The organism is Gimesia maris, from assembly GCF_008298035.1.
Classification (GTDB): domain Bacteria; phylum Planctomycetota; class Planctomycetia; order Planctomycetales; family Planctomycetaceae; genus Gimesia; species Gimesia maris.
Genome location: NZ_CP042910.1, coordinates 1,707,849 through 1,734,507, shown reverse-complemented (window position 1 = coordinate 1,734,507; position 26,659 = coordinate 1,707,849). Strand labels below are relative to the sequence as shown.

Sequence of the window (26,659 nt, the reverse complement as noted above, 5' to 3'; positions counted from 1 at the left end):
GCCTCGCAAACGGAAAACAGAGACGATGATTCATCTCATTGCGAATCCGAGACTTGCGAGCCTATGCGAGAGAATACTATACAAAAGAGTAGGGCCGACAGGACTCGAACCTGTAACCAACAAATTATGAGTTTGCTGCTCTAACCGATTGAGCTACGGCCCCAAGTTGTTTTCAGATTATTAGTTACCACGACCATCCTGAGAACAGAAACGGATCAGTGGACACCGATGTCTTTCAAAGAAATGTAAGGCTGATAGCTTACTGGACCTCCGGGGGACTGTCAAAGCAACAGGAGTTGAAAGCGGCATTCCTGCTTAACTTTCCGTCAATTTCACTCGTCTGTTGAAGTCTGACACAAGCCACGGTAAACAGGATCGTAGCAGCATTCGTTTTTTCGGGATTATTCCCAGTCCATAATCGGAGGCCCGCTTCCCATATGCACTCAGTGACGCAATCAATCCGCCGCCTCTTTTTGCTTCCACTGCTGATATTTTGCAGCTTCTATCTGATTTTTGGAATCGTCCCTAGCCAGATCAGAGCGGAAAATGCTCCCACGGTACCAGGCACTCCCATTCGTGTTGGCTCGGTGGTTGGCGGACACATCCACCCTGCCCTCTGTCGGGCCGCGAACGGTGACCTGCTGGCAGTCTATAATGAAAAGGGCGGGGGTGGAAAAGAACTAATGCTTGCGCGATCTACTGATGGCGGTCTGACCTGGTCGGCCTGTCAGCCGATTCCCACGATCAAAGAGTGTTCCATCTATCCAGGTTCACTCACCACACTCAAAAATGGCGAAATTGTCCTGCACTGGTCCTGCTACCGCGTGGAAGGCACACGTCGCTGGCGGGTGCCTCAATTCTGCACCTCCAAAGACCATGGCGTGACCTGGTCTCCTGTCACGGAGATCCCCCTGGATGATTACACCAACTACACCTGTCTGCGACACCCGATTCTCGAACTTGATGCCAACCGCTGGGTGTGCCCCTTCTATGATCGCACAGTTATTTACAATCGCAGCAAGAATATGATCACTCCATTCGGCGATGGGCGTAATCATGGCATGGTACCCCTCATCCGAACAAACCAGGGGACTCTCATCAGCGGTGCACCCCAGAATGAGGCTCCCGTCCCGTCCGGAAAACCAGGCAACATGGTGTATGGTCTACGTTCGAACGACCAGGGGCAATCCTGGCAGCCTCTGCAATCACTCCCTTATTTTGGTGTTGCCGGCTATGACCTGGCTGCCCTCAAACAGGGGCCCGTGGTTCTCACTTCAATTCTGTATGGCGTGGGCCGTGATGATGAATGGGCCTATGAACTGCAACTTTCACACGATGCCGGCCGGACATGGGACAAAGATCATGCGGTCATCATTTATAATCCGGGCCGTCCGATTAAAGGAAGGGGCTGGCCTCGCACAGTACAGATTGATGATAAGACTCTGGGCACCCTGTTCTACGATCTTGATCCCCATCAAACCGACGGTCCCGGCGTATTCTTTGTTCGCACACCACTGGCTGCGTTACAGACAGACGAACATTAATTCGTTCTGCGGGCGATCTGGCTGGCACGCCAGGCTTCTCCATACAGGGCAAAACCGAGTTGCACGGTCTTTGATGTCTCCCGCAGCGCTTTTGTCAGTTTTGGATCGAAGGGTTTGAGGCCGCGTGCTTTTAACAGACCGGCAACCTGCATGACAACAGCCTGATCGTATCCATCCAGATGTTTGAGCAGTGTATTCAGATCTTCTGCATGCTGTTTCACCAGTCGCTCTGCATACTCGAAAGCAGTCGTATTTTTACCATCGCCGTCGACGTCTATCCAGACCGCCCCCGTCGACCCCACGACCTGCGATTCGAATTCCGGAGTAGCAGGCTGGTACGGTTTCGCGAACTGCCAGTACGGCGCGGACACCCCTGGACCTGTCGCAACAGCAACCAGAAAACAATCATGTGAGGGCAGTACCACCTGCCAGGTCCCCTGCCACTTCACGCCCCCACATTCCCGGGACTTGATCTGCTCACTGCGGATCAATTGTCCGTTCGCATACAGTTGAATCTGTGCTGCGTTCACCCAGGAAGGACCGGAGACCGTCAGACTCACAGTGTATTCTTTCGCTGGTGGAACGAGTTCACCCGGACCATACCGGGAATTGACTTTCATCTGAGTCAACAAACCGTATGACACGAGAACTTTCCCGTCCACAAAATTTTGTATTGTCTGACTGGCATCAATCTTGCCCGGATCCTGGGCATCCGATTGAATATAAGTTCGAGACTGACCGACAATATAGCGACTGACATCATGCGAATCGCTGCAACCGACCGGCGTTAAAAAAACGCCGCGATTCAACATGCCAAACCAGTCGTGATACAGTTGCATGAAATCAGTTTGAGTGGCCCCCGAATTAATGAGTTCCATCGCATTTGCCTGTAACCGCCAGCCGTCCAGATTCTCTCCCGTCAGACTGAGATGATTTTTCGGACCAAACGGGCGATAGTTGGAATGGATATCGCGGGCATGATTTAAAATCACGGCTTGCACATCAGGTGTTGTCAGAATGCTCTCGAATATTTCATCCCAGGCAGAAAGTTGATAATCGGGAATCGGCCCCTCTTCCCGGACAGGAAACACATTGAAGTGCCCCCATTTCGTAGTGACTTCATTGCCGATCACGGGCGTAAAGTACTGACGTACTTTTAATTCTCGTGCGAGCGGTTCGTAGTTAATCTGTTTGTTATGATCGGTGGCAATCGGAAATTCAATCTGCTCTCCTGCCAGTGTCAGCAAGCGTTCTTTCAGGGAGCAGTCGCCGTGCCCGGAATGAGTCAGAGTATGAATGTGTGTATCGCAGCTCACGTAGCCCGAAGTATCTACTTCCCGGCCAATCTCAAGTTCAACCTTCTTTTTATCTCCCTTTTTCAGGATCAGATGTTGTTGGTCGACACCATATTCGAACCCACGACCTGCATACACCGTGTATTCCCCCGCCGGTAACTCAACCTGCGTTTTCCCGTCGCGGGTATACACCACGCCCGTCCTCACCGCCTGGTGTTCATCAGATTCAGCAGAGGAAACGACGAGTGTCCCCTCCGCATTCACAATAGTGATTCGACAGGGAATACCCTGCTTTGTTTCTTTATCAGTCACTTTAATTGACAATTGCGATTCCGAAAGAAATTCAGAAGCTGGGTCAGTCAGCAATACGATCTCTCCCACGCGAATATCATCAGGAGTTATCTTGCCAGACTGGTAAATCCGCAATTCATTCACTCCTGTTTTCAGCGTCTCCGGCGGAACGGGTATCAGCAGTTGCTGATCCTGTTCCTGTCGAACCAGTTTTCCCTGGATCTTGCCATTGAGCTCGATATTCCAGGTCTGTTTCACATCCTGTTGACGTAAAAAAAGAGCTGTTTCCCCGGAATTCGATTCTGCGTTAAATCGCAGTAACAGCTCTTTGTCCTGTGCCTGCTCCGGAAACGTAGCCCATTCACGGTCCCCCGAATGGCGCAGATGAACCAGTTGCTCAGTGATGATCAACGGCTCTGCAGACGCTACCGTTTCAGCAAAGATCAGGCAAATCAGTAGTGTCGTAAATGGGGAGGCCGGCATGATGAGCGACTTTCATTCGGTAAAATTCTGATTATGTAAGCTCTGATTGTATCAGTGATCTGTCGCTTCTTTTTTTGTACTTTGCAGTAGATAGGCCAGCAGATCATGCAGTTCTTGCGGCGAGAGAATTTCCAGCAGATTTGCGGGCATTAATGAGAGTGGCGACTGCTGCTGCTCATCAATGTCATCTTTCGCGACTGTAAACTCTTTCCCTTGATTATCAACAAACACCAGCACCGCCCCTTCTTCTCGCCTTTTTAATCCCGAGACGATCCGTCCGGCATCCGTAATCACAGTCGTCGTACGAAAATTGATATCGACCGCACGATTCGGATCAAGTACATCCTCCAGCAGCCGCTCCAGCCCCCGGTTCCCGATACCATCCAACTGAGGTCCCACAATGGCACCTTTGCCTGCCAGCTGATGACAGACCGCACAGTTCTTTTCAAAAACAGTTTTCCCATTTTCTACAGACAATTCAAAAGTCGCATGCGACTTGAAATGCTGAACAATATTTTCCTGTGTCTTTTTCTCGCGGGGAGGCAATGCACTGAGTAATATTTTCATCCGACGCCTAAGCTCTGGATCAGTTGATTGCTGAATCTGATTCTGGATCGCTGGTTCTGTCAGTAACTGTGGTGATATTTTCCCCTGCTCTGCATACACGATCAGACGCTCAGTGCCTCCGGGTTGTTGAGACACTTTTCTACCTAATTCCGTCTGGAGACGAGAAGGATACATTTTGAATGCGCGCTGCAATAGAACATCAACCTGGTCCTGTTTCTGCCCAATAACTGCCTGGATCACATCCTGTTGAAAGCTGCCTGCAGCAGGATTTTGTGGAACCGGCAACGGAAACAGCGGCAGAAACGCGTCAGTTCCATCCAGAGTCATCACCGCTGAAGCCAGTTCATTTTTCAATTTGGGATCGAGAAATGGCTCAGTCAAGAGAGTAAGCAGGTCCTGACGGGCTGCATTAATCTGGAACTGTTCCACCAGAAAGGCGGCTGCGGACCAGCGGTTGATCTGTTGCTGAATTCCTTGACAGGGAATGAAAATCACATCGGGTTCAAACCGTCCGACGGCCAGCCAGGCATAGATTTTTCCACTGTCGCTGTCGACCACTTCCAGGTAGCCTTCAGTACCTGCAAACTCCTTGAGATCCCAGTCAACCCGTTGTGCCAGATCATTCCGTGGCACGGAAACCCGCTTGAGGACACGTTGATCATCCAGGTGACGCAGTTGCACATAATTCCGACCATTCTCGGGTCGCTTTGGAAAGCCTGAGTGTCCGGCCAGATAAAAGCTGAATTTCTCTGGTATGGTAAAAAGCTGCGAAATCAATCTCCCGGTCGCCCGTTCCCCGGCAGGTAAACTGCAGAGAAAAGGAGCAGACTGGTTCCCATCTGCAGAAGCCCTGTGTTGTAACATCCAGGGATTCTTCGAGTCCACCTCATTCAGCGGATAATTGACCCACTGTATCGATTGCTTTTCCTGCCGCTTGATTAAAGTTTGAGTCAGTCTCGTGGCCCAGTCAGAAAGTACAGCATCGATGCGCAATCCTTTCTGTTGATATCCCTGTAACACTGCCTTGATAACCTCCACCTGCAAATCAAGGTTTTCCGCCAGTTGAGTTTGTGCCATCTGAATTACGACGGCCAATTTCTCCTCTGGCAGATAGCGCACCATATGCCTGCTGTACTCCGGCAGTTTCTCTGGATCAGCTTTTTCTGCCTGCAGATAACGAAGCAGGTAGAGGGCCGCCTGCTCGGTGGGTACCGCCAGCGACAGTGATGCCAGTTCGCTGCGTTGCTCGGAAGCCAAAGCTTTCCAGTCCAGTTGCTTCAGGATTTCCGAATTACGAATCTGCAGCATCAATGCCCGTCTCACTACATATTCGAGATGATGGTCTTCTGCCGGAATCTTTTTGTGTAAAGCGAACAGAGCCGGGATATGCTCTGCCGCAGGGTGAAGGCCCAACGCTTCTGCTGCGGCGCGTTGCACAAATGCATTTTCATCCCGCAATGCATCTGTCACCAGTTGATGGTGGAAAAAACTCCACGTTTTTTGTTCTGCCAGGATTTTCACTGTATGAATTCGCACCAGCTCCGCAGGACAGGCTAACGCTTTCGCCAGCAGGTTGTCCGTCAAAGCGTCCCTGCGAAACAATATCCACAAAGAATGTACTACGATGACAGGCTGTTTTGCTTCGAGAACCGCTTTCTGTAGTGGTTCTACCACGTCCAGTTCTGTCCGATCAGAAAGATAATCTGTGATCAGCGTCCGTGTTATCAAATTGGAAGTACCAAGCGCAGCAATTAACTGTTCCACGTTCATCTTTGAATAATCGACCGAAGAATGATCCTTACCTTTACAGACAATCCGCCAGATGCGTCCCCGTAAACGATCCCGTCCCGGATGATCCAGGGGGACCTCATAATGTCCAATAATCTTGTTATAAAAGTCGGCGACGTACAGCGCACCATCGGGCCCCTGACGGATATCCACCGGCCGAAACCAGGGATCGGTCGAGATCAGGAAATCAGGTTCTTCCTGCGCGATAATGGTCGAACCATGATAAACGGGAGAATTGCGATTGATTCGACTCGTCATCACGTTTCCACTGAAGAAATCACCTTGATACTCTTCGGGAAACTGTTCTGCAGAAATAATTTCCACACCAGCAATCGCGGTCGAACCATGCAGGTGATCCATCATCGGTTTGACAAATCCCAACCCATCATGGGGTTTCCCGAAACTCGGATAGTAACCACCTCGCAGAATCTGGTAGATCGGTTTAGAGTGACAGTCCGCGGTAAACAGGTTTCCTTTTTCATCAAAGGTGGAACCAAAGGGATTTACCTGTCCGTGAGTGAAGTGCTCAATCCGCGAACCATCCAGCCGCATCCGGTAGGTGTTCCCCGACTGCATCTCAACGACATGCCCGTCACTGCCACTCACGCGAGTCTGGTTATTGAATCCATGGTTCGCATACAACCAGCCATCCAGTCCCCGCCGAAATGAGTTGTTCATGCCATGTGTATCACGTTCATATCCCATCGGGCCGAACAGTCTGGTAACCTTGTCAGCCCTGTCATCTCCATCGGTATCTTCATAAAACGAAATATCTGGAATACTGAAGGCAATCACTCCGTTCTGACAGGGATACAGACCTATCGGAATATTCAGCCCTTCCGCAAACGTAGTGATCTTGTCAGATCGTCCATCGCCATCGGTATCTTCAAGAATCTTAATCGTGTCTTTGCCCCTGGTGCCCGGCTTGACGGGATAAGGGTATTCGGACGAATCGGTAATCCAGAGCCGCCCTTTCATGTCAAACGCCATATTCAAAGGTTTTTGAATCTCAGGTTCTGACGCGAACAATTGAATCTCAAAACCTGGTGGCAGTGTGAAGGACTTCTGCTCAGCCTGAGGAGTGAGCGGTTCTGTAGTACGAATAATTTCGCGAAACGGATTATCCGACGTTTGAGCAAATACGAAAGCCGGCGTCAGCAGACACCAGCCAAGACACCACCAGGAGATCCGAAAACACTGCATCATCGTTGCTTCACCTGTGAATCTTCAAAAAGAAAAAACCCGTCTGCTGCAGGCACTGAAAGTGACAGAAGACGGGTTTAATCGTAAAGGATCAATTCAGCAGAATCAATCAGGAGTTAATCAAGTTCTTTGATATAAATATTGCGGAACTGCATCAGGCTGCTGGCGGGGCTGAAAGTCCCATCCTTCAATTTGCCGCCATGATGTTGAAAGGCAATCGGACCTTTTTCCGGAACGTCCGGCAGTTGCGCGTTTTCCAGAACCATTTCATTGTTCAAAATGACAGTCAGACGATCCTTGACCATAATAATAATGAACTTGTTCCATTCCCCCACTGGTTTGTCGGCGTTTGTCTTGGGAGTCACACCTGCCCGTACTTCAGGTGAAACCGACTGATTGCGTCGATAGGAATAGACTTCACCCGAACCGATGGGCCAGCACCAGATATTGACCTGTGCTTTCGGTGTGCCTCGCAGATAAATCCCTGAATCGGCATTCGGAAGTTCGACGGTAATTACGTTTCCATTCGCATCTTTCAATTCGGAACCATCGGCTAATACGATGGGCACTTTATACAGGCCCGTCGTTTCTTTGATTCGCCACTCCAGGCTTAAAATGAAGTCGCCATACTCCTTTTCCGTCCAGAGATTTTTATCTCCCTTGGCTTCGCTTTGTGCATCATAGTCAATCACTCCTTCCACAACTTTCCAATGCCCGTTGTCTCCTTCAGGAACTTTCCAGCCGGTAAAGTCTTCGCCGTTAAACAGGGATGTGTACCCCGGATGCAAAGCATCTTCAGGTGGAATTTTTACGATCGCGCCATCGGTAACACTTCCCTCTTTGGGCAGTTGTTTTGGTAATGTCTTCGGTTTGACCGGCTTGATTTCTTTCTGTGCCAGAACTTCGTGCTGACTGAACAGGGAACTTACGGCGCACAGACACAACCCCCAGCCCAGGATCTTATATCGAATACTCATAACTTGCCTTCTCTCATAACAGGACATCAATGCAGAATAGTCACTGCCGCAATACAGCAGTGGATTGCAGTTAATCGTATCGCAACACTGTTCGCCTTCCCACCCAAATACACAACTTTAGTTTAGAGAAAACGCAGTGTAAGTTTGTGTCAATGAAATTATGTAGGGTCGAAATGAAATTGATTTCTCATGCTCCGCCCAGTACCTTTATAGATAAGTCATCAATGATCTCATTCTGAACTTCTCACCTGACTTTGAGAGATTTCTCTATGTACGTTCCTTCTGCTCTCACGGCGCGGACATTTTACAGTAGCCTCTGTTTCGCCCTGCTCATGAGCCTGCCATTCGTTGAAACGGCAACAGCAGAAGTAGCACCGCTGACAGTGCAGGAGAAATTCTATCTGCAGAAAATCCGTCCCCTGCTGGAACAGAAGTGCCTGGGCTGTCATGGCAGTACCCCGGATGACATCAAAGGGGAATACAACATGCTGACGCGGGACTCCCTCATCAAAGGCGGGGAGTCAGGCGAAGCAGCTGTGACTGTAGGCAAACCAGAACAGAGCCCCTTCTGGAACGCGGTCACCTGGAAGGACGACTCCATTCAGATGCCGCCCCAGGAACGCAATCGCCTGAACGCAACAGAAATCGCTGACGTGAAACAGTGGATTGCACAAGGCGCCATCTGGACAGATAGAGAACTCCCCCCATTGACTACAGATAATGCCAGCCAGAATACCGCCACCACCATGTCCACATCCGGCGGACAAAGCCCGACCTGGACCAATCGTACTTATGAACCTGCTGAAATCTGGGCCTATCAGCCAATCCAGCGTCCTCCAGTTCCCTGGAACGCCCTTGCAGAAAAGCAGACATCACGGCAAAATCCGATCGATGCGTTCATTCAGCGAAAACTGAAACAGAAGCAACTCCCTGCTTCCCCGCCCGCCGAGAAAAAAGCACTCGTTCGACGTGCCACTTATGATCTGACCGGGCTGCCTCCGACTTTGAAGCAGATCAGTAAATTTGAAAAAAACCAAGGTCAATTCGACTGGTCACAACTCATCAAAGAACTGATGGAGCGTCCCCAGTATGGCGAGCAGATGGCACAAATGTGGATTGATGTCGTCCGCTATGCCGACACCAGCGGGTTTGCCAATGATTATGAACGCCCCAACGCCTGGCGGTATCGTGATTATCTGGTCCGCAGTTTTAATGCTGATAAACCCTATGATCGATTCATTATTGAACAACTGGCGGGCGATGAACTGGCTCCTGAAGATCCCGAGCTGTTGATCGCCACCGGTTACCTTCGCAGCGGTCCCTGGGAACACACGGGGATGAGTGTCGCCGCCGTCACGCGCCAGCTCTTCCTGGATGATATCACCCAGAGCGTAGGCGTCAGCTTTCTCGCGCACAGTTTCCGTTGTGCAAAATGTCATGATCACAAATTTGATCCGGTTCCGACCCGCGATTACTACCGCATCCAGGCAGTCTTCGCTCCGGTACAGTTCGCGGATCGTAAAGTAGACTATCAGCCATACGAAAACATTTCCGGTTTCGCCGACATGAAAGCCCGCACGGAGCGACTCCTGGCAGAAACGCAGGCACAACAACAGCTGTTCAAAGAGAAAACAGACGCTGCAATCGCGGCCTGGCTCAAAGAAAACGGTTACCAGAACCTCAAACAGGTTGCCGCCGACAAACGCCCCCCCCTCAAATGGTTTGGCTTAGCCGAACTTGAAAAAAGCCTGTTGAAAATCAATAACAAACGCATCGCTTATTTCGAGCGGGAACTCAAACGATATGAACCGTATGCTTTCAGCGTTTATAATGGGCCGCCGAACAATTACCGCTCCACAAAAACAGTCAACCTCATTCCAGGTGCGAAACAAAAACAGGGTGAGATCCAGCAGACCTTCATTCTTGCCGGGGGCGCCATCACTGCTCCCACAGACAAGGTCACGCCAGGAGTCCTCAGTGCGGTGGCCGGATCCAACAGCATCAAAGAACCGAATGCCTGGAATACCATCCCCCAGTCAACAGAAGGCAGACGCCTGGCGCTGGCCCGCTGGATTGCCAGCTCCAATAACACATTGACCGCCCGGGTTTTTGTGAATCGCATCTGGCAGATGCATTTCGGCACCGGACTGGTCGCCACCCCCAATAACTTCGGTCAGAAAGGGGACAGCCCTTCTCATCCTGAACTGCTCGACTGGCTCGCTACCTGGTTCATGGATCATGGCTGGTCGCTCAAACAGCTGCATCACCTGATCATGACCTCTGACACTTACCAGCAAAGCAGCCATCCTGTTAATGCAGAACGGGTTCGAACAGTCGACCCCAGCAATCGACTCCTGTCTCATTTTCCCACCCGTAGAATGACCGCAGAGCAGCTTCGCGATTCTCTGCTCTCTCTGACAGGCGAATTAAATCCGGAAATGGGAGGACCGGGTGTCTTTCCGGAAATCAACTGGGAAGTCGCCCTGCAACCACGTCATATCATGGGATCAGTGGCTCCCGCCTATCAACCGATGCCGCGTCGTGAACAGAGGAACCGACGCACGCTGTATGCCTTTCGCTACCGCACCCTTTCAGATCCGATGCTGGAAGTCTTCAATCGACCGGGGAGCGAATCATCGTGCGAACGTCGCGATGAAACGACGGTGACCCCACAGGCGTTTGCTCTGTTCAATGGTCAATTTACACACGACCGCGCCCTGGCGCTGGCCCATAAAATCAGGCAGGAATCAAAGACTCACGAAGACGCGGTTCAGCTTGCTTTCCAGCAGGTTCTGCTACGCGTCCCTGAATCTTCTGAACTGCAGATGGCTTTGAAACACGTCCAGCAGATGCAGACATATCATAAACAACATCCTCCTCAGCAAATCCCTCTGCCACGCGAAGTGAAACGTGAAATGATTGAAGAATTAACTGGTGAGTCGTTCAGCTGGACCGAAAACCTGGACCTGTCAGAAAATTACAAGCAGGATCTCAAACCATGGGACGTAGATGCAGCCACCCGCGCCCTGGCGGAGCTGTGTCTCGTCTTGATGAACTCCAACGAATTTATTTATTTGCGATAATATCCCCATGCATCGATTACAACGCCGCGACTTTCTGTATGGCATGAGCGCCAGCCTGGGCACAGTCGCCTTTAATGCGCTTCTGCAGGCAGAAGAAAAAGCCTCACCGAAATCAGCGAATCTCAAACGGGCGCAGCCACTCGAACCGCGCGATCCCCACCTCAAGCCCCGCGCCAAAGCCTGTATTTTCCTGTTTATGGAAGGGGGCCCCAGCCACCTGGATACCTTTGATCCAAAACCCGCGCTGGAAAAGCTGCACCTCAAAGAATTCATTCGCGAAGACAAACAGGTCTCCGCCATGGCCAGCGGGAAAAGGTACTACATCAAAAGTCCCTTCAAACACAAGCCAGCCGGTGAATCAGGCATTTCACTCTGTGAACATTTTTCGCATCTTGCTGACGTTGCTGATGATCTCTGCGTCTATCATGGACTGCAGGCTGAATCGATTAATCATCCCACTGCCTGCTATCACATGAATACAGGCAACCGGTTCGGCGGGGACCCGGCCATCGGTTCCTGGATGACTTATGGTCTGGGAACCGAAAACCAGAACCTGCCCGCATTCATCGTTCTCCCCGAAGTCGCTTACCCGCAGGGAGGTTCTGCCAACTGGTCAAATGGCTTTTTACCGGCTTACTTCCAGGGAACGGCTTTGCGTTCTCAAGGCTCACCCATTCTGGATTTGAATCCCCCCGCTCATGTAACCCGCGAAACGCAGCGCAAAAACCTGGACCTGCTCGCACAACTGAATCGGGCAGACATGCAGCGCCACCCGCATGAAGAAGTTCTGGCGGCCCGGATGGAATCGTACGAACTCGCTTTTCGCATGCAGGCACAGGTACCTGATATCATTAACCTCGACCAGGAAACCAGGCAGACCCAGGAAATGTACGGCCTGGGTCAACCCGAAACGGATAGCTTCGGTCGCCGTTGCCTGCTGGCTCGGAAACTGGTTGAAGAAGGTGTCCGCTTCGTACAGATCTACGCCGCAGGCTGGGACTCACATGACTTCCTGGAACGTTCGCACAAAGCACGCATGCAAGCCGTCGATAAACCCATCGCGGCGCTGCTCAAGGACCTGAAATCGCGTGGACTGCTCGACGACACACTCGTCGTCTGGACGGGTGAATTCGGGCGATCTCCCGACAATGGCATTCGCAGCGGCAGACAGGCAGCCGGTCGTGATCACAATGCGAAAGGCATGGCACTGTGGATGGCAGGGGGCGGCGTTAAAGCCGGACATCGTATCGGGGCCACTGATGAAATTGGGGATCATGCCGTAGAAGTCGTCAACCCGATCAGGAACCTGCATGTGACTCTGGAACATATCATGGGGCTGGATGATAACCAGCTCACCTATTTCCACGAAGGCCGCTTCAAAGTACTCAGCCAGACTGGTGGAGCCGTGATTAATGAATTACTCGGATAATCGGCGGTTTCGACTGTCATTCCGTCAGTGACTTTCGCATTTTCTGATGGGGAATCGAAACGGATAAAAATTCCTCACCCACCTTTTGATAACCCAGTTTTTGATAAAAACCCACCGCAGAAGTACGAGCATCCAGTTCCAGAAATTGAAAGCCCCGCTGTTTCAGACTGGTCTCACTATTTGACAACAGTGATTTACCGACCCCCCGCTTTTGAAAGTCGGCGGAAACGGCCATCTGTCTGATTTTCACTTTCACATCTGAAACAGGAACCGCCAGTACACAGGCAATCACTCGACTTCCCTCCACAATCCCAAAATGTAAATAATCCGCCTCAGCTGATAAATCTTCCTCCAGTAAATCCAGACCTAAAGCCTGTCGTAATATTTCATTTCGTAATCGACACGCCTGCTCATAGTTCTCAGACAGAAAAGTTATTTCGATGAATCGCAACACTCCGTCACCAGCCTTCTATACATAATCCCCCCACCAACCAGGTTAAATCACTCCGAAAATGACAGTCATCCCCGTAAAAACTTCTGCTGAAACTTCATTATATAAACAGACTTACAGATTTCCTCAATTTTCCGAGGCTAATTTTACCACATTCAAGCTGTATTCAATAAGGGTTGGGTCTGTAAAGACTTCTCTCGTCGCGACTCAGTGAGAGGTAATGAAAATGGCGGTAGCAACCGACCGAACAACGGAATTTATAATGCTGTTCTCCCGACATAGCCAGAGAATCTACCGATTCATCAGATCGCTCGTAGATAATCGGACAGATGCCGAGGAGATTTATCAGAATACGTGCACCGTACTCTGGTCAAAATTTGACGCCTTCGAGCCTGGATCTAATTTCTGGGCCTGGAGCTGTCAGATCGTGCGCTATGAAGTTCTCAACTATCGACGACGACAAAACCTCGAACGAAACATATTCAGTAACGAGTTCTACAACCGAGTTGCCGAAAGCGCAATGGTAACCGTTGATGAACTGGATCAGCAACAGGCCGCCCTTTCCGTCTGCTTTGAACTGTTATCACAACGCCAGAAAGAAGTCCTCGAAAGAATATACGAACCGGATGCCAGTCCCAGTTCGGTTGCCCAGGATCTGAAGCGTACCCCCAATGCAATTTACAAAACTCTGAAACGCGCCCACGATCTCCTTTTCAGCTGTATTCAGAGACGCCTTCATTCCGGAGACCTTTTCTAATGTTAACTCCTGAGGAACGGGAAGAACTGATGCAACTCTGCTGGGAATACCAGTACGGGAACCTCTCCTCCCGACAGGCCGGTCGTCTGGAGAAACTGGTCCTGCAATCCGATTCCGCCCGAGACTTTTTTATCCAGTATTCCGGAATGTGTGCGAACCTGGAGTGGGAAGGAATTGTGGACCCCGGCCCGCTGGGACGCTCCTCAGATTACGAACCACTGCCTTCCGGTGAACTCAAAACCATCCCCGATCACCTGTTAACAGAGACAGTTCCACCAGATCGTCGAATAATTTTATCCACGATCCTCGCATGTACGATCTGTGCCTTAGCAGCCGCATATCTCTTAACGTCTGCATTTCTGCAAAATAAAGACCCCCGGGTTCTGGCCCGGATCATTAATATAAAAAACGCAGTCTGGTCTGAAGGTAAAAATAACTGGCAGCCAGACGACGTATTGCATGCGGGCGATCAGATTCACCTCCGCTCTGGAATTATCGAACTGGAAACCGTCACCGGTGCGAAAGTAATCCTCAAAGGAGTCTCACAGCTCACACTGATTCAACCAGATCAGTTCATGCTCAATCAGGGCAATCTCTTTGCTCACGTCCCTCTCCAATCACAGGGACTGACAGTCGACACTCCCTCATCGCGCGTCGTAGATCTGGGCACATCCTTTGGACTGATTGTGACTCCCGATCGTGAAACAGAAGTGCATGTTTTACAGGGACTTGTCCGCTTCGATCTGCTTGATGAAAAACGCCAGACAACCATTACCCAGGATCTGACGGAAAACACGGCGGTCCGCGTACAGGCTGATTCCAGAAAGATAACGCGGTTTAAATCGACGCCAGAACTGTTTGTGCAAAACCTCGTGCCTGATCAACCACAGTTAGTTGCACACTGGAAACTGTCCGATCGGGAAACTTCACAAATTGCCCATGACTCTGGCGAACATCTTCTGCATCTGAATATTCTGGAAGTTCATGGGCAGTCCCCCTTCACTGGTCGCCCGGCACCGCAAAACATCAAATCGTCAGCCGGCCCGTTTGAAACGCAATACCATAAACTGTTCCGCACGCTTTCCGAACAGGAGGCTTCCCTGTTCGATATGCAGCGATTCACGATTGAACTCTGGGCACGCAATCCCAATATCAAACAGCAGGGCGATTCCGACACGCTGTTCCATTATCGAAATACAAACCTGCATTCCACGTCTCAATTCAACCTGTTTACGGACGATCATTCCGGCAGAATGGGCTTTGGCTTCCTGAATTCAGACAACCAGTATGTTTCATTTCACACTAAAAAGAACATTCCCTGGGAACAGGACCGCTGGTACCACATCGTATTCACGTATGACTCCAATCGTTCTGCCGCACATGACAGCATCGTTACTTTCACGAGAACGCCGGAATTCAGTTCCAGGCCGGATCTGCAGCAGACTTTCAATAACATCGCAGACATTATGCCCCTCACGCCGGGAGGAATTCTGGCCATTGGCGGATCCACTCTTACAGATATCTCACGACACTGGGGAGGCGACATCGCTGACGTCCGCTTTATTAATGGAATCCCCGCGCGTTATCTGAAACAGCAGAATTTTAATAAGAAATAGCAATTTTCGACTCTTGTGAACGGTTCTTTAGAGTCATTTTTTATCTCGTTTTTCAAAGCAGGAATCTCATGAAGACATCAAAGTCCAGACGTGGCTTTACACTGATTGAACTGTTAGTTGTCATCGCCATTATCGCCATCTTAATCGCTCTCTTACTTCCCGCAGTCCAACAGGCACGCGAAGCCGCCCGTCGCAGCACCTGTAAAAACAATCTGAAACAAATCGGATTGGCGCTTCATAACTATCACTCCACTTTCGGAACATTTCCTGCCAGCCGCATCGGACCTTATGAAAGTACCTGCACAACCTGCGGACTCGATTCCCGGTTTAGCGCTTATATCCCACTGCTCCCTTACATCGATCAGGCACCTCTGTTCGCCCAGATCACCAGCAACCTGGGCGCCACTTCTTATGTCTGGAATACCGGATTCCCCGCCTACAAAACAAAACTACCAATCATTAACTGCCCTTCTGATATCAACACGAATGATATCACCGATCTGGGACAGCATAACTACCTGTTCTGCATCGGCGATCAATACAGTAACTTCCAATCCATCTCTCCAGGAAACCTGAGGGGCGTCTTTGGATTTCAATCCAGTGTCCGCATGCGGGATATTATTGATGGAACCAGTAATACCGCCATGGTTTCCGAATGCATTCGTCCTCCCGGGTCTGGAGCCCTGACACCCGCTAACGGCGCAGGTACCAACTCAACCAGCAATTCCACGAACCCTTCCGCATGCCTTGCCAGTTTCGTGAATGGCGCATTTACAACGGGATTGCTTGATCGAAATCGTTCCCTGGGAACACGCTGGACCGATGGACGATCCGGCTATATTAATTTCAATACCATCCTGCCTCCCAACGCGCCGGTCTGTAATGGCCAGACAACTCAAGGAATTCAACCCCCATCCAGTCGCCATGAGGGGGGTGTCCATCTGCTGATGGGCGATGGTGCCGTCCGCTTCATCAGTGAGAATATCGACACGGGAAATATCAGTGCCTCCCAGGTCTCATCCGGCAAAAGTCCATACGGAATCTGGGGCGCATTGGGATCAAAAAATGGAGGTGAAACTTTGGGTGAGTTCTGAGCTACATTTCAGCGCAAGGATGCGACTTCAGTCATCCCTGAATTGGTCAGTCGACCATTCAGGAGATGCTTCTCAATATCCTTTGTGAACAGAAATCGATGCTTATAATTTTCATTCACTTTAACTTTCATAGATAAAGAAAGTTGCTCGCATGCGTCGCTCATTGACCCTGTTGATAATTACTTTGATCTGCACGGCCTGTTCCGGGGCGTCAGAAGATAAATGGACGAAACAGCGCCCCCCAACCTATCCCGTTACTGGTACAGTAAAATTCAACGGGACACCACTTGAGGGAGCTACTGTCGTCTTTCAATCAAATGGTGCCCAGACACAGGCGGCCGTCGGCCGCACAGATAAAGACGGGAATTTTCAGATGCGTACCTTCGAAGAAGGTGATGGCGCAATCGCCGGTGAACACCGTGTGACCATCACTTGCGTCAAAACAGAAGGGCCCGCAGACGGGACTAATCTGGATGAGGCAGATGTCGTCATCAAGGAAACATCCCTGATCCCTGAGAGGTATGCAGATGCGCAAAAGTCCGGTCTCACTGCCACAGTCAAACCAGACCAGGAAAACGCAGTTACCTTCGAACTGGAAAAGAAAAATTAAAATGACAGACAGTTCAAACCAGGCTCACTCTGTCCCCTCGGATTCAAAACGAGCTTGATTTTTTTCACCCCCATTCACGATGCGGGCCCCATGTAAATGGTGCACGATACGCCAGAGATGAGAGCTGATGCGCGTCAGCCAGCGAAATGCATCCAGTTGCTGCAGCAGGTTATCAAATTGAGAATCTGCTGTGGTAGCTGACTGAGTAAACTCCCGCCGTGTCTCTTTCTGCTGTCCATCCCATTTCTCCCAGAAGTCCTGCAATGCCTGTTCATCATCCTCTGAAAATCCATTATGAAGGGTCTGTTCGAGATGTTGAATTTTCTGATTCAACTCATCCACAAAACTGCTCAGAGTCTGATTCTCTCTGGCAGAGCCCAGCCGTTCCATTTCATCGCACCGCCGCATTAAACGCTGCAGATGATCCAGCGCCAATACCACTTCTTGCGAAGAATGGACCGTTTGGCGATCTGAACTGGTCACGTTGATCTGTTTCAGATACCGGGAGGTGGTTTCCAGCGTATCGTGATACTGAGAAAATTCTTCATCCAGGTCTTCCCGCGCTACTTCCGAGAGGAACAGCTTCTGCATCAGTTGCAAAATACATTGAAATACATCAACCAGGGTCGAGCGCGCTGCTTCAATGGCCACATTGGGATTGGAGAGCAACGATTCATCCAGCCTTTCAGTCTGATCGTTTTCTGCTTCTGGAATAATACGTATGATCAACGCGGAAAATGCTTTCGTAAACGGAACAATGACCAGCAGTCCCAGCAGATTGAACAGTGTATGGAACGTGACCAGCGCAATATCAGGTGAGATGCCACTTGCGGGGCCTGCATACTCTTCCCAGAACCAGACATAGACCGGCAGCAGAAAGTAGGCAAGAGTCGCAGTCACCAGGCTGTAAAACACATGCGCCAACCCGGTTCGTCGGGCAGCCACCGATTTCCCCAGAGATGCCAGCAAAGCAGTGAAGGTCGTGCCGATACCAAATCCGATCACCAGCGCCCCCGCCTGTGCCAGTGAAATCGCCCCCGAATGCAGGGCTGTAAGCGCCATCACAACGCCCGCACTGGATGACTGTGTCAGTAGGACGATTCCAACTCCTATCAACAGCAACAGCAGTCTGCCCAGCCAGGAGTCCTGCGGAAATGATTCCGGACTCACCATTTCCGCCAGACCAGACATCCCTTCCTGCAGAATATCGAGCCCCACAAAGATGAGGCTGAATCCGGCGATGGTGAATCCGATCAGAGCAATGCGTTTCTTACCAAACAGATTAAGCAGTACCCCCACCAGCACCAGCGGAAATGCAATCTGTCCCAGCTTCAATTTGAAACCAAACAGAACCACAATCCATCCGGTGACGGTCGTGCCCAGATTCGCCCCGAACACTATCCCCAGCGACTCGGTTAAAGTCAGCAGCCCTGCCCCGGCGAAGCCGACAGCGGTGACAGTGGTGGCACTGGAAGACTGCAGTATGGCAGTCACGATAACCCCCGTCGCAATCCCACTGGGAATGCTTTTGGTAAACCGGGCAATCATCCGCCGAATCGTACCGCCGGCCAGATCTTTCAGACCGCTGGTCAGGATTACCATTCCCAAAAGGAATAGCCCCAGACCTCCTATCGAATCGATTATCCCTGCATCCATGGTATTTCCGGCAGTGTTGTAACAGAGTGTAATGTACCCGTGCAGCCTCTGCTGCAGCCAGCATGCTCTATTCTATCACAACCGCGAAACATTTCGAGACCGTCATATTGTCCGGAATTCTACCAGGCGGTCCAGCCTCCATCGACCAGCAGATTCTGCCCCGTAATATAACTGCTGGCATCACTGGCAAGAAATACGATTGCCCCTTTTAATTCGGATGGCTTTCCCATCCGTCCCATAGGACTGTGCGCATTCAATCGTTCTGCCAGTCCCTCCGGTGCTGCCTCGGAAGGGAATGGACCAGGACTCAAACAGTTCACCCGCACACCATCTTTGGCCCAGTAGACGGCCAGATGCCGCGTCTGATGAATCACGCCCCCTTTCATCGTGTGATAAGCAACCGGGCTGGCATTACAGATGCCCTCGTATGTCGCCGGATAGGAACCAACCACTCCATACATCGAGCCAATCATGATCACATTGCCTTGCGCCTGTCGCGACACAACATGATCTCGCAACTTTCTCGCCAGGAGAAAAAAGCCGGTCGCATTCTGCAGATGACGCGTAAAAGCTTCAGCTGTGACGGTCCGCCAGTCCTCACCCACCGGATCATTTCCATTATTCACCAGTACGTCAATCTGACCGGCGGCCTGGCAGGCCGCATCAAATCCCTTTTCAAGAGACGCTTCGTCCATGTGATCCAGTTCGACTCCCAGATGTCCCAGCTGCTGCGGGTCGGGTAGTTCACTGGCGGCCTGTTGTGCCCGTTCTGCATTACGGCTACTGATAACCACTCGTGCACCCGCTTCGGCCAGTCCGCGTGCCATCGCACTTCCCAGGTAACCACTGGCACCGGAAATCAGCACCGTTTTGCCGCTCAGGTCAAATAACTGTTGGATCGTCGGTTCGGTTGTGGAATTCATAGGTCTCTCAAATAATCAGATCAGGTTATTGAAGAAAGAAAATGAGCCGGTTCCATCCAGGTTCGATTTTTTACCGAATCCAGAATCGACAGATTCACCGCCAGTGTCTGCAGCCCCGCTGAGAGTGGGCATAAAGGTGGACTTGTATCGTCCAGATAGTCCAGAAAGGCGCTCGCCTGTCGTTGAAACAGTGTGTCTCGCTCCAGCGTTTCCTGGAAACCAACCTGCCATTCTCCTTCCGGTTCTGTCACCCAGCGATACCAGCTTTTCTGATATTCAAACCGCAGCATGCCCCGCTCACAGATGACCGTAATCATCGATTCATTCGCAGGCTGATGCTGGTTCAGACTGAAACTGCCCAGCACAGTCCCCTGTCGAGTGATGACGTGCACGGTATCTTCGACATCAACGCCTTCCAGCACCTGATGTGAGAAGTCCGCCACCAGCGCATCGACGGGGCCCACAAGATATTCGCCGGCATTCATGGAATGTGTTAATGCATCCTGTACCGCGCCACCTCCTGTCGCATGGGATTTGTAATAGATGTCGCGATAAGCCGGGCGGTACGTCGGAAAATTCTGTCCTGACACAACAACCAGTTGAACCGGTTTCCCGAATTTCCCCGAGTCCAGCGCCGCTTTCATTGCTGCCAGAGCCGGATGCGCGCGATACACATACGCGACGGCTGCCTTGCGACCTGTTTCCTGAAGCAGTGCCTGGAGTTCACCAATCCCCTCAACACTGGTACTTAATGGCTTTTCAATAAACAGATCCAGTCCCGCCCGGACGGCCTGAATCGAATTGGCTATGTGCACATGCGCGGGTGTGGCGATCACCGCACAATCATGAGGTTCTGCTAATGCCGATTCCAGGTCCGTATACTGCCGTTCGACCCCATACTGGTCCGCAATCTTTGATCGCAAATCGTTGTTCAACTCGCAGATTGAAACATCCGCGCGTCCCGTCGATTGAAAACACCGTAGATGCCGCTCACCAATCGAACCAACGCCCACCACCAGTACTCGTTTTCGTTCCGTCATCGCTGTCTTCTCTCATCAACGGTTGGCTTACAATGTTTCAACTTGATCCCGGATCGCCGGGAACTCACATCCTCATCTTAAAGTGGCGTTCGGAATCAGCAAGCAGAGACCATTAAAAAACTCCGGAAAAGGCTGAGCTCAATTCCTTAACCCTCCGGAGTGACCTCTTCAACTCAACGTCTCTTATTTCTGAAACTGCAGTGAATACAGGTCTGCATCTTTCATCACAAATTTCAGACGTACCGGCTTGCCACTCAGGGATTTCAAATCGCTCCCCTGCTTCCAGGAGACAACCCGGTCCACTTCGTTGCCAATCTGTTCGCGACAGTCCGCCAGGGTGAAACCGGGAATCGGCTGTCCCTGCTCATCCTGAATCTCAACCTTGATGCCGCCGGCGGCCGATGTCGAAAAGTTGATCGACAGCTCTGAACCATCAAATACCAGCGGTTTGGTAACCATCTCGCCCCCGGCATAGTCCGCTCGCAATGAAGCAAACCCGTCCAGACGTAACGAATACCGCCTCAGATGTGACGTCGGCTGGGCGTAATCCTGGTTCACATACACCGACATTTCTGCAGGACCCGTCTGAACCACATTCAAGGCAGGATAATTGGTCCGCGAAACCCAGTTCTGAGCCCCGATACCGCCAGCGATATATCCACTCAGAAAGGTCCGCTGATAGGTATCATCACCGCGAGTCGTCATCAGGATGGCATCCGATGTATCTTTGAAATAACGGGGATGCACACCGATTTCTTTCGCCTGCTCATCGGTCAGCACCTGGCGTCCCGGCATGAAGCGGGCGGCGATCGCCAGGTAAATATGAGGCGCACGAAAATAAGGATGCGTCTGATTCGTATAAAGGTGCTCAATCGGCGCTTCGCCATCGAGAGTTGTATATTCCATCAGCACCGGCGCGGACCAGTGAATGAAATCATCACTCTCGCTGCGGGCAATTCGGCGAATTTTATCTTTAAACACGCGAAAATAACTGAGGTACTTTTTCTCAACCGGTGACCAGAACGCTACATTTTGAGAATCAAACATGTACTTATAAGGCACCATCTTTGTAGGAATCACCGATCCGGCGGGATGCTGTTTCCAATGAATTCCATCCGGAGAAGTGAATGCAACGAGACCACTCTTCATCGTTCCGCCCAGTGCTTTATACTTTTCAGCAGCAGGAACACCAGGTCGAGTATCCAGAAACGGAGAGAAGTTGTGCGTCATCGGTGCCGCATCAGCCAGAATGATATTATTCTTCTTATGCCCCTGCTTCTCGAACAACGTAAATTCCGGCTTGGTCCAGTTCACGCCATCTTTGGATTCCGCGTAACAGTAAACTTCCCCCACATCACCATCAGCGCCGGCAGTCGGCCGACCTCGATAATACGCCCGGTAGACATCCCCATCCTTGATGATTGTACTGTACCCGCAAAACAACCCTTCCCAGGGTTTATCAAACTTCAATACAGGTCCTTCATCAACTGGATGATGGAGTCGAAGCTCCGCCCCTTTCAAACTGCCAATCAGATAATCATCCACAAACAGTTCGCGGTGATCGCCAATCTCAAGTGGCGTTTCTTCCTGCTTTTTTTCACCTGCCCAGATCAGGGAAAGATCGAGAAACCCCACAAGAACCAACAGTGTTACCATCAATTGCTTCATTTTATATCCCCTTGCCATAACTAAGACATGTTGTACCCACGCACTAATAACACTCAAACCAACAGGCTTATTTTTCACGCATAACACTATAATCACAGTTGACACAACACAAACAACTTGTATCGTATTCAAATACAAGTAACCACACTTGAATCCAATTTCAACCCTGAATCGAACTAAAAAACGAAACCATGGCAGCACGTGCTCCCGACACCATCCAGAAAACGACGCCCTCCGGTTCATCTCCCGCAGGAAAACAGCGTCCCAAGTACATGCTGCTCGTCGAACAGCTCATCCAGCAGATTACAACGGGTGAACTTCGTCCGGGCGAAGCCCTGCCTTCCGAACACCAGCTCTGTGAGACACATCAGTTGGCCAGGACCACCGTCCGCAATGCCATGCAGTTACTGGAAGAACAGGGCTGGGTGAATCGGATCCATGGCAAAGGTTCATTTGTCAGCACCAATCCGCCACTCCCGGTTTCCAGGTCACTGGATATTTTTGCATTCGTTTTGCCTGAAACACGCACTGGCTATTACCCTTCTCTGCAACGCAGTTTCGAACAGGCGGCTGCGATGACTCAGCATCAGGTTCTTGTCTGCTGTACTGAAAATAAAATCGACGCACAGGGTAATACCATTCTGCAACTGATCGACAAACATGTCGCAGGAGTCGCACTGGTCCCCGCTACCGTTCCCGCGACACCCGCATATCAGGTCCGTCAACTGCAGCAGCATGGCATCCCTGTTGTCTTCTGTCATCGCGAAGTCGAAGGCGTGCAGGCTCCCCTGCTCTCCATTCCCTTCCGTGAAGTGGGCAGACTGGCCGGACAGACATTACTCGAACAGGGACACAGGTCACTCGCGTTATTTTCGCCGCATCGCGCCAGTGCCTCCATCGAATACGAAGCAGGCCTGCGGGAAGCACTCGCAATACAAAAAGATTCCTGCCCTGAGCCTTTCATTTTTCATGGCCCCAGTTCACAAATTCATCCCATCGATTACGAACAGGATCTGTTACAGACACTCGAAACCATGTTCCAGCGCGAACAGCCTCCCACCGCCATTTTTGCGACCTTCGACTCGCTGGCGGAACTGATTTACCTGCTACTGACAAAACTGGGAAAGCGGGTACCTGAAGACATCTCGCTGCTGGGTTTTGGTGGCACGGTTCGCAATGGTGCCATCCAGAGCAGACTCTCTTCCATCACGGTTGACGAAATCGCCATCGGCCAGAAAGCAGCGGAACTGCTGACGCAAATGAAACAGGGAACTTTGCCCCTGGATTCTGCAGAAGTCTTCCCCATACCCATCAATACCAGCAGGGGACAAACCCTGGGGCCACCCCCTGCCCCAACAGTTTGATTAACCGCAGTTCGATCCACTACTGCACTGCGCGACAGGACAAAACAGTATGACACAAAGCAATCAACATTCAGAACGCCCTGCCCTGGCATTCCTGTGGATCATCATCGCCGCCATTCTGATGTCACCCGCCTTACAGGCCGAAGAAGCATCAGACCTGAAACAGAAACTGGCCAGTCTACCTCAGCCCTGGCAGGAAAAGCTGCATCGACTGACGCTCAAAGAGTACACGGAGACTCTGAAATACTGGGAAGAAACTTTCCCTGACCGGGTCCAGGTGGACCGTATTGGTGTCACTCTCGAAGGCATCCCCCTGCCGATGCTGAAAATCACCGATCAGAAATCCGATGATAAACTGAAACAGGTTTGCCTCGTCACTGCCCTGCATGGCGGCCCCGAACGCAGCGGTACTACAGCCGTGCTGCACTTCATTGAATGGGCGCTCAGCGACGATCCGGAAGCCGTCAAAACCCGCGAGAACCAGCTCCTGCTGATCATTCCCATCATCAACCCGTATGCGTATTTCGAAACCGATCGCTTTGGTAATTCACAGAAAATCGATCCCTACACCGGTGGGGGCACCGCTAACTGGGACCTCAAAACATTCGAATTTAAACATCCTGAAAAAGCGCCTGAAGTCATGGCGGTCCTGTCCGTGATTGATCAATTTCGTCCCGACGTGCATGTCGACGTGCATGGCACTGGCCTGCAGGAATACGCCCCCGATCAACTGGGATCCCGCGAACGCTATCGCGGACAGACCATGTTTGAAGTCACCGGCTCCGCCTATTCCAATATGTCACTCCGCCCCTGGGACTGGCGAATTACGGAAACGATCAACGCCGCAGGCATCAAAGCAGGATTCGGTTACGACCGTTTCGAAGCCGATGCACAGCGCCTCTATTGGGGATCCTCACTGACAGCCATGTCAAATCGGCTCTGGCTCGGTCGTCCGAACTTTTACACTGCGCATTACGGCTATGCCCGCTATCACACCATGGTAATGGCCTTGGAAGTCGGCTGGGAACAAAGCGGCCTGGCACGCCTGCAGGCCCTGATGAAAATCGGCAATGAGAGATGGAAAGGCGAATATTTCAACGGCTATCCCGTCAACCGGGTACAGGGTTATATTGGACACTTCGCCACAGCCTGGGGAACCACACCGCAGGCACGACGCCAGAGTCGCAGCGAACTCTGGAAGCAGCAACCATACTTCTCCCAGGCGATCCTCTATCCACAAACCGCAGGCAGAGAAACCTACCTGATTGCCACTTCAAACAAAGCAGCCGCGTTGCTCTCTGCTGATATCCCGGAATTTCTGGACAATATCAAAAACATCCCTTCGGTTGATCAGGAATCATTGAAGACCATTATCGAAGCCGGTCCGGAAATCAAATTCGCCGTCAGCAAAGGTCACACTGCGACTGCAACAGAACGCCCCATCGAGCATGGCCTCTCGTTCCAACTGCGCATTCCCTATCCGGATCCAGACCTGGTAGACATCAGACTCAACGGCCACCTGCTCAAAAAAAGCGACACCGACGGCTACCTCTCCTGGTTTAGTGACGGGTTTACTCACGTGCAGGTCAATGTTCCACCGGAAAAATCGAAATCTACTGACCTGTATCTAATCACCTGTCTCTACAATCCCAAAAAAACCAGAACGTATGGCTGGAAGCCGCCTCAGTCAGTCATGGAACGTATCAAAGACACAAATGAATAAATCGAATTTACACACAAAGGAACCTGCCATGAAATCTGCCTCGCCTTTATATGCAGTCTGCCTGCTATTGCTGTCAACAACATTGCTCTCAGCAGCAGAACCGGTTCAATTGAAACTGGAAAGTGTCCAGAAAATCTGGGATAAAGATCCGCACAACGCATTTACAGGACTGACCCGTTTTAAAGACCAGTGGTTCTGTGTCTTCCGCACCGGCAAAGCGCATGTCTCACCGGATGGATCATTACAGGTACTCTCTTCCAAAGATGGTAAAACCTGGAAACCTGTTGCCCGCATCTCTTCAGAAACGTCTGACCTCCGCGACGCCAAGATCAGCGTCACCCCCGAAGGCCAGCTCATGCTCAGCGGCGCTGCTGCACTGCCCCAACCGAATCCCGTTAAACATCAATCGATGAACTGGTTCTCTGACGACGGCACACACTGGTCGAAGGGTTACAAAATCGGCGATCCCAGTGTCTGGCTCTGGGGCATGAAGTGGCATAACGGCGATGTCTACAGCATCGGCTACCACACGGGAAAGGAAGGCCCTCGTTTCACACGCCTGTATAAAAGCAGTGACGGCAAAGACTACGAAACGGTCGTCGACAAACTGTTTGATACCGGGTACACCAACGAAAGTTCGCTGGTCTTCACGAAAGACAACACCTGCTACTGCCTGTTGCGCCGCGATGCCAAAGGTGCGAACACCGGACTGCTGGGTGTCTCCCGTCCTCCGTATACCGACTGGGAATGGAAAGACCTCGGCGTTCGCATTGGTGGTCCTGATCTGTTCCAGTTGCCCGATGGTCGTTTCCTGGCAACCGTGCGACTCTACTCACCCAAAGCTCACACATCCATCTGTCAGATCGACGTTGAGAAGGGTACTCTTACAGAACTGCTGGAACTCCCCAGTGGCGGCGATACCAGTTACGCGAATATGGTCCTGCATGATGGCCTGTTAAACGTGAGCTACTATTCCAGCCACGAGGGCAAAACATCAATCTACTTTGCCAAAGTCAGCTATAAATAAGTTTTCACCTGAGAGTGTGGCCTGCACGCGTGACAGGGGTCTGTGAAGCTAAATTCACAGGCCCCTGTTT

At 51.1% G+C, this 26,659-nt stretch carries 18 protein-coding genes and 1 tRNA gene; 10 read left to right on the top strand and 9 right to left on the bottom strand.

Translation table 11 applies throughout. From position 1 onward, the window contains the following. Positions 1-89: 89 nt before the first annotated feature. A tRNA-Ile gene (locus GmarT_RS06555) sits at positions 90-163 on the bottom strand. Positions 164-437: 274 nt separating this feature from the next. Between GmarT_RS06555 and GmarT_RS06550 the strand changes: the two genes are divergently transcribed. Next, positions 438-1,544, top strand: coding sequence for a sialidase family protein (locus tag GmarT_RS06550; protein ID WP_002647548.1), 1,107 nt, complete (start codon positions 438-440; stop codon positions 1,542-1,544). Here the strand turns inward: GmarT_RS06550 and GmarT_RS06545 are convergent. The 3 genes from GmarT_RS06545 to GmarT_RS06535 all read right to left on the bottom strand — a co-directional run bounded on the left by GmarT_RS06545 (position 1,541) and on the right by GmarT_RS06535 (position 8,148). Further along, positions 1,541-3,613 (bottom strand): CehA/McbA family metallohydrolase, encoded by a 2,073-nt coding sequence (locus tag GmarT_RS06545; RefSeq protein ID WP_002647549.1) that lies wholly within the window; start codon positions 3,611-3,613, stop codon positions 1,541-1,543. The genes GmarT_RS06550 and GmarT_RS06545 overlap by 4 nt on opposite strands. Before the next feature lie 51 nt (positions 3,614-3,664). Continuing rightward, positions 3,665-7,174, bottom strand: a complete 3,510-nt coding sequence (locus GmarT_RS06540; RefSeq protein ID WP_052301266.1) for a PVC-type heme-binding CxxCH protein — start codon at positions 7,172-7,174, stop codon at positions 3,665-3,667. Between the two features lie 113 nt (positions 7,175-7,287). Beyond that, positions 7,288-8,148, bottom strand: a complete 861-nt coding sequence (locus GmarT_RS06535) for a 3-keto-disaccharide hydrolase (RefSeq protein ID WP_002647552.1) — start codon at positions 8,146-8,148, stop codon at positions 7,288-7,290. Between the two features lie 269 nt (positions 8,149-8,417). Between GmarT_RS06535 and GmarT_RS06530 the strand changes: the two genes are divergently transcribed. Together GmarT_RS06530 and GmarT_RS06525 are read left to right on the top strand one after the other, a co-directional pair. Next, the gene (locus tag GmarT_RS06530; protein WP_002647553.1) at positions 8,418-11,231 is read left to right on the top strand and encodes a PSD1 and planctomycete cytochrome C domain-containing protein; all 2,814 of its coding nucleotides are present in this window, start codon (positions 8,418-8,420) and stop codon (positions 11,229-11,231) included. Between the two features lie 7 nt (positions 11,232-11,238). Continuing rightward, on the top strand, positions 11,239-12,660 hold the full coding sequence (locus GmarT_RS06525) for a DUF1501 domain-containing protein (protein WP_002647554.1): 1,422 nt from the start codon (positions 11,239-11,241) through the stop codon (positions 12,658-12,660). Between the two features lie 16 nt (positions 12,661-12,676). On the opposite strand, the gene GmarT_RS06520 is transcribed toward GmarT_RS06525, so the two are convergent. Then, the gene (locus tag GmarT_RS06520) at positions 12,677-13,114 is read right to left on the bottom strand and encodes a GNAT family N-acetyltransferase (RefSeq protein ID WP_002647555.1); all 438 of its coding nucleotides are present in this window, start codon (positions 13,112-13,114) and stop codon (positions 12,677-12,679) included. Positions 13,115-13,331: 217 nt separating this feature from the next. Here GmarT_RS06520 and GmarT_RS06515 point away from each other — a divergent pair, with 217 nt between their 5' ends. The 4 genes from GmarT_RS06515 (at position 13,332) to GmarT_RS06500 (ending at position 17,188) form a co-directional block, all read left to right on the top strand. After that, complete coding sequence (locus GmarT_RS06515; protein WP_081459543.1) at positions 13,332-13,868, top strand: sigma-70 family RNA polymerase sigma factor; 537 nt, start codon at positions 13,332-13,334, stop codon at positions 13,866-13,868. Further along, positions 13,868-15,484 carry a LamG-like jellyroll fold domain-containing protein gene (locus tag GmarT_RS06510; protein WP_002647557.1) on the top strand — a complete coding sequence of 539 codons (1,617 nt, stop codon included), beginning with the start codon at positions 13,868-13,870 and terminating at the stop codon, positions 15,482-15,484. Before GmarT_RS06515 ends, GmarT_RS06510 begins: the two co-directional genes overlap by 1 nt. 68 nt (positions 15,485-15,552) lie before the next feature. Then, on the top strand, positions 15,553-16,578 hold the full coding sequence (locus tag GmarT_RS06505; protein WP_002647558.1) for a DUF1559 domain-containing protein: 1,026 nt from the start codon (positions 15,553-15,555) through the stop codon (positions 16,576-16,578). A 151-nt stretch (positions 16,579-16,729) separates the two neighbouring features. Then, positions 16,730-17,188, top strand: coding sequence for a peptidase associated/transthyretin-like domain-containing protein (locus GmarT_RS06500; RefSeq protein WP_002647560.1), 459 nt, complete (start codon positions 16,730-16,732; stop codon positions 17,186-17,188). 24 nt (positions 17,189-17,212) lie between these two features. On the opposite strand, the gene GmarT_RS06495 is transcribed toward GmarT_RS06500, so the two are convergent. The 4 genes from GmarT_RS06495 to GmarT_RS06480 form a co-directional block, all read right to left on the bottom strand. Further along, entirely contained in the window at positions 17,213-18,844 is a 1,632-nt protein-coding gene (locus tag GmarT_RS06495) for a Na/Pi cotransporter family protein (RefSeq protein ID WP_044238895.1), read from the bottom strand. A 119-nt stretch (positions 18,845-18,963) separates the two neighbouring features. Beyond that, positions 18,964-19,767: an SDR family NAD(P)-dependent oxidoreductase gene (locus tag GmarT_RS06490; RefSeq protein WP_002647562.1), complete on the bottom strand. Its 804-nt coding sequence runs from the start codon at positions 19,765-19,767 to the stop codon at positions 18,964-18,966. A 20-nt stretch (positions 19,768-19,787) separates the two neighbouring features. Further along, the gene (locus GmarT_RS06485) at positions 19,788-20,807 is read right to left on the bottom strand and encodes a Gfo/Idh/MocA family protein (protein WP_002647563.1); all 1,020 of its coding nucleotides are present in this window, start codon (positions 20,805-20,807) and stop codon (positions 19,788-19,790) included. A 183-nt stretch (positions 20,808-20,990) separates the two neighbouring features. Further along, on the bottom strand, positions 20,991-22,475 hold the full coding sequence (locus tag GmarT_RS06480; RefSeq protein WP_002647564.1) for a glycoside hydrolase family protein: 1,485 nt from the start codon (positions 22,473-22,475) through the stop codon (positions 20,991-20,993). A gap of 191 nt (positions 22,476-22,666) precedes the next feature. Between GmarT_RS06480 and GmarT_RS06475 the strand changes: the two genes are divergently transcribed. From GmarT_RS06475 to GmarT_RS06465, 3 genes are read left to right on the top strand one after another with little or no spacing between them, the layout of a single operon-like run. Continuing rightward, on the top strand, positions 22,667-23,839 hold the full coding sequence (locus tag GmarT_RS06475; protein WP_002647565.1) for a GntR family transcriptional regulator: 1,173 nt from the start codon (positions 22,667-22,669) through the stop codon (positions 23,837-23,839). A gap of 49 nt (positions 23,840-23,888) precedes the next feature. Then, on the top strand, positions 23,889-25,562 hold the full coding sequence (locus GmarT_RS06470; RefSeq protein ID WP_002647566.1) for a M14 family zinc carboxypeptidase: 1,674 nt from the start codon (positions 23,889-23,891) through the stop codon (positions 25,560-25,562). A 28-nt stretch (positions 25,563-25,590) separates the two neighbouring features. Further along, on the top strand, positions 25,591-26,589 hold the full coding sequence (locus tag GmarT_RS06465; RefSeq protein ID WP_149302492.1) for a sialidase family protein: 999 nt from the start codon (positions 25,591-25,593) through the stop codon (positions 26,587-26,589). The last annotated feature ends 70 nt before the right edge of the window (positions 26,590-26,659 follow it).

Coding starts and splice junctions, on each gene's coding strand:
- GmarT_RS06550 (WP_002647548.1), top strand. CDS start 438: ATGCACTCAGTGACGCAATCAATCCGCCGCCTCTTTTTGCTTCCACTG.
- GmarT_RS06545 (WP_002647549.1), bottom strand. CDS start 3,613: ATGCCGGCCTCCCCATTTACGACACTACTGATTTGCCTGATCTTTGCT.
- GmarT_RS06540 (WP_052301266.1), bottom strand. CDS start 7,174: ATGATGCAGTGTTTTCGGATCTCCTGGTGGTGTCTTGGCTGGTGTCTG.
- GmarT_RS06535 (WP_002647552.1), bottom strand. CDS start 8,148: ATGAGTATTCGATATAAGATCCTGGGCTGGGGGTTGTGTCTGTGCGCC.
- GmarT_RS06530 (WP_002647553.1), top strand. CDS start 8,418: ATGTACGTTCCTTCTGCTCTCACGGCGCGGACATTTTACAGTAGCCTC.
- GmarT_RS06525 (WP_002647554.1), top strand. CDS start 11,239: ATGCATCGATTACAACGCCGCGACTTTCTGTATGGCATGAGCGCCAGC.
- GmarT_RS06515 (WP_081459543.1), top strand. CDS start 13,332: ATGAAAATGGCGGTAGCAACCGACCGAACAACGGAATTTATAATGCTG.
- GmarT_RS06510 (WP_002647557.1), top strand. CDS start 13,868: ATGTTAACTCCTGAGGAACGGGAAGAACTGATGCAACTCTGCTGGGAA.
- GmarT_RS06505 (WP_002647558.1), top strand. CDS start 15,553: ATGAAGACATCAAAGTCCAGACGTGGCTTTACACTGATTGAACTGTTA.
- GmarT_RS06500 (WP_002647560.1), top strand. CDS start 16,730: ATGCGTCGCTCATTGACCCTGTTGATAATTACTTTGATCTGCACGGCC.
- GmarT_RS06495 (WP_044238895.1), bottom strand. CDS start 18,844: ATGGATGCAGGGATAATCGATTCGATAGGAGGTCTGGGGCTATTCCTT.
- GmarT_RS06490 (WP_002647562.1), bottom strand. CDS start 19,767: ATGAATTCCACAACCGAACCGACGATCCAACAGTTATTTGACCTGAGC.
- GmarT_RS06485 (WP_002647563.1), bottom strand. CDS start 20,807: ATGACGGAACGAAAACGAGTACTGGTGGTGGGCGTTGGTTCGATTGGT.
- GmarT_RS06480 (WP_002647564.1), bottom strand. CDS start 22,475: ATGAAGCAATTGATGGTAACACTGTTGGTTCTTGTGGGGTTTCTCGAT.
- GmarT_RS06475 (WP_002647565.1), top strand. CDS start 22,667: ATGGCAGCACGTGCTCCCGACACCATCCAGAAAACGACGCCCTCCGGT.
- GmarT_RS06470 (WP_002647566.1), top strand. CDS start 23,889: ATGACACAAAGCAATCAACATTCAGAACGCCCTGCCCTGGCATTCCTG.
- GmarT_RS06465 (WP_149302492.1), top strand. CDS start 25,591: ATGAAATCTGCCTCGCCTTTATATGCAGTCTGCCTGCTATTGCTGTCA.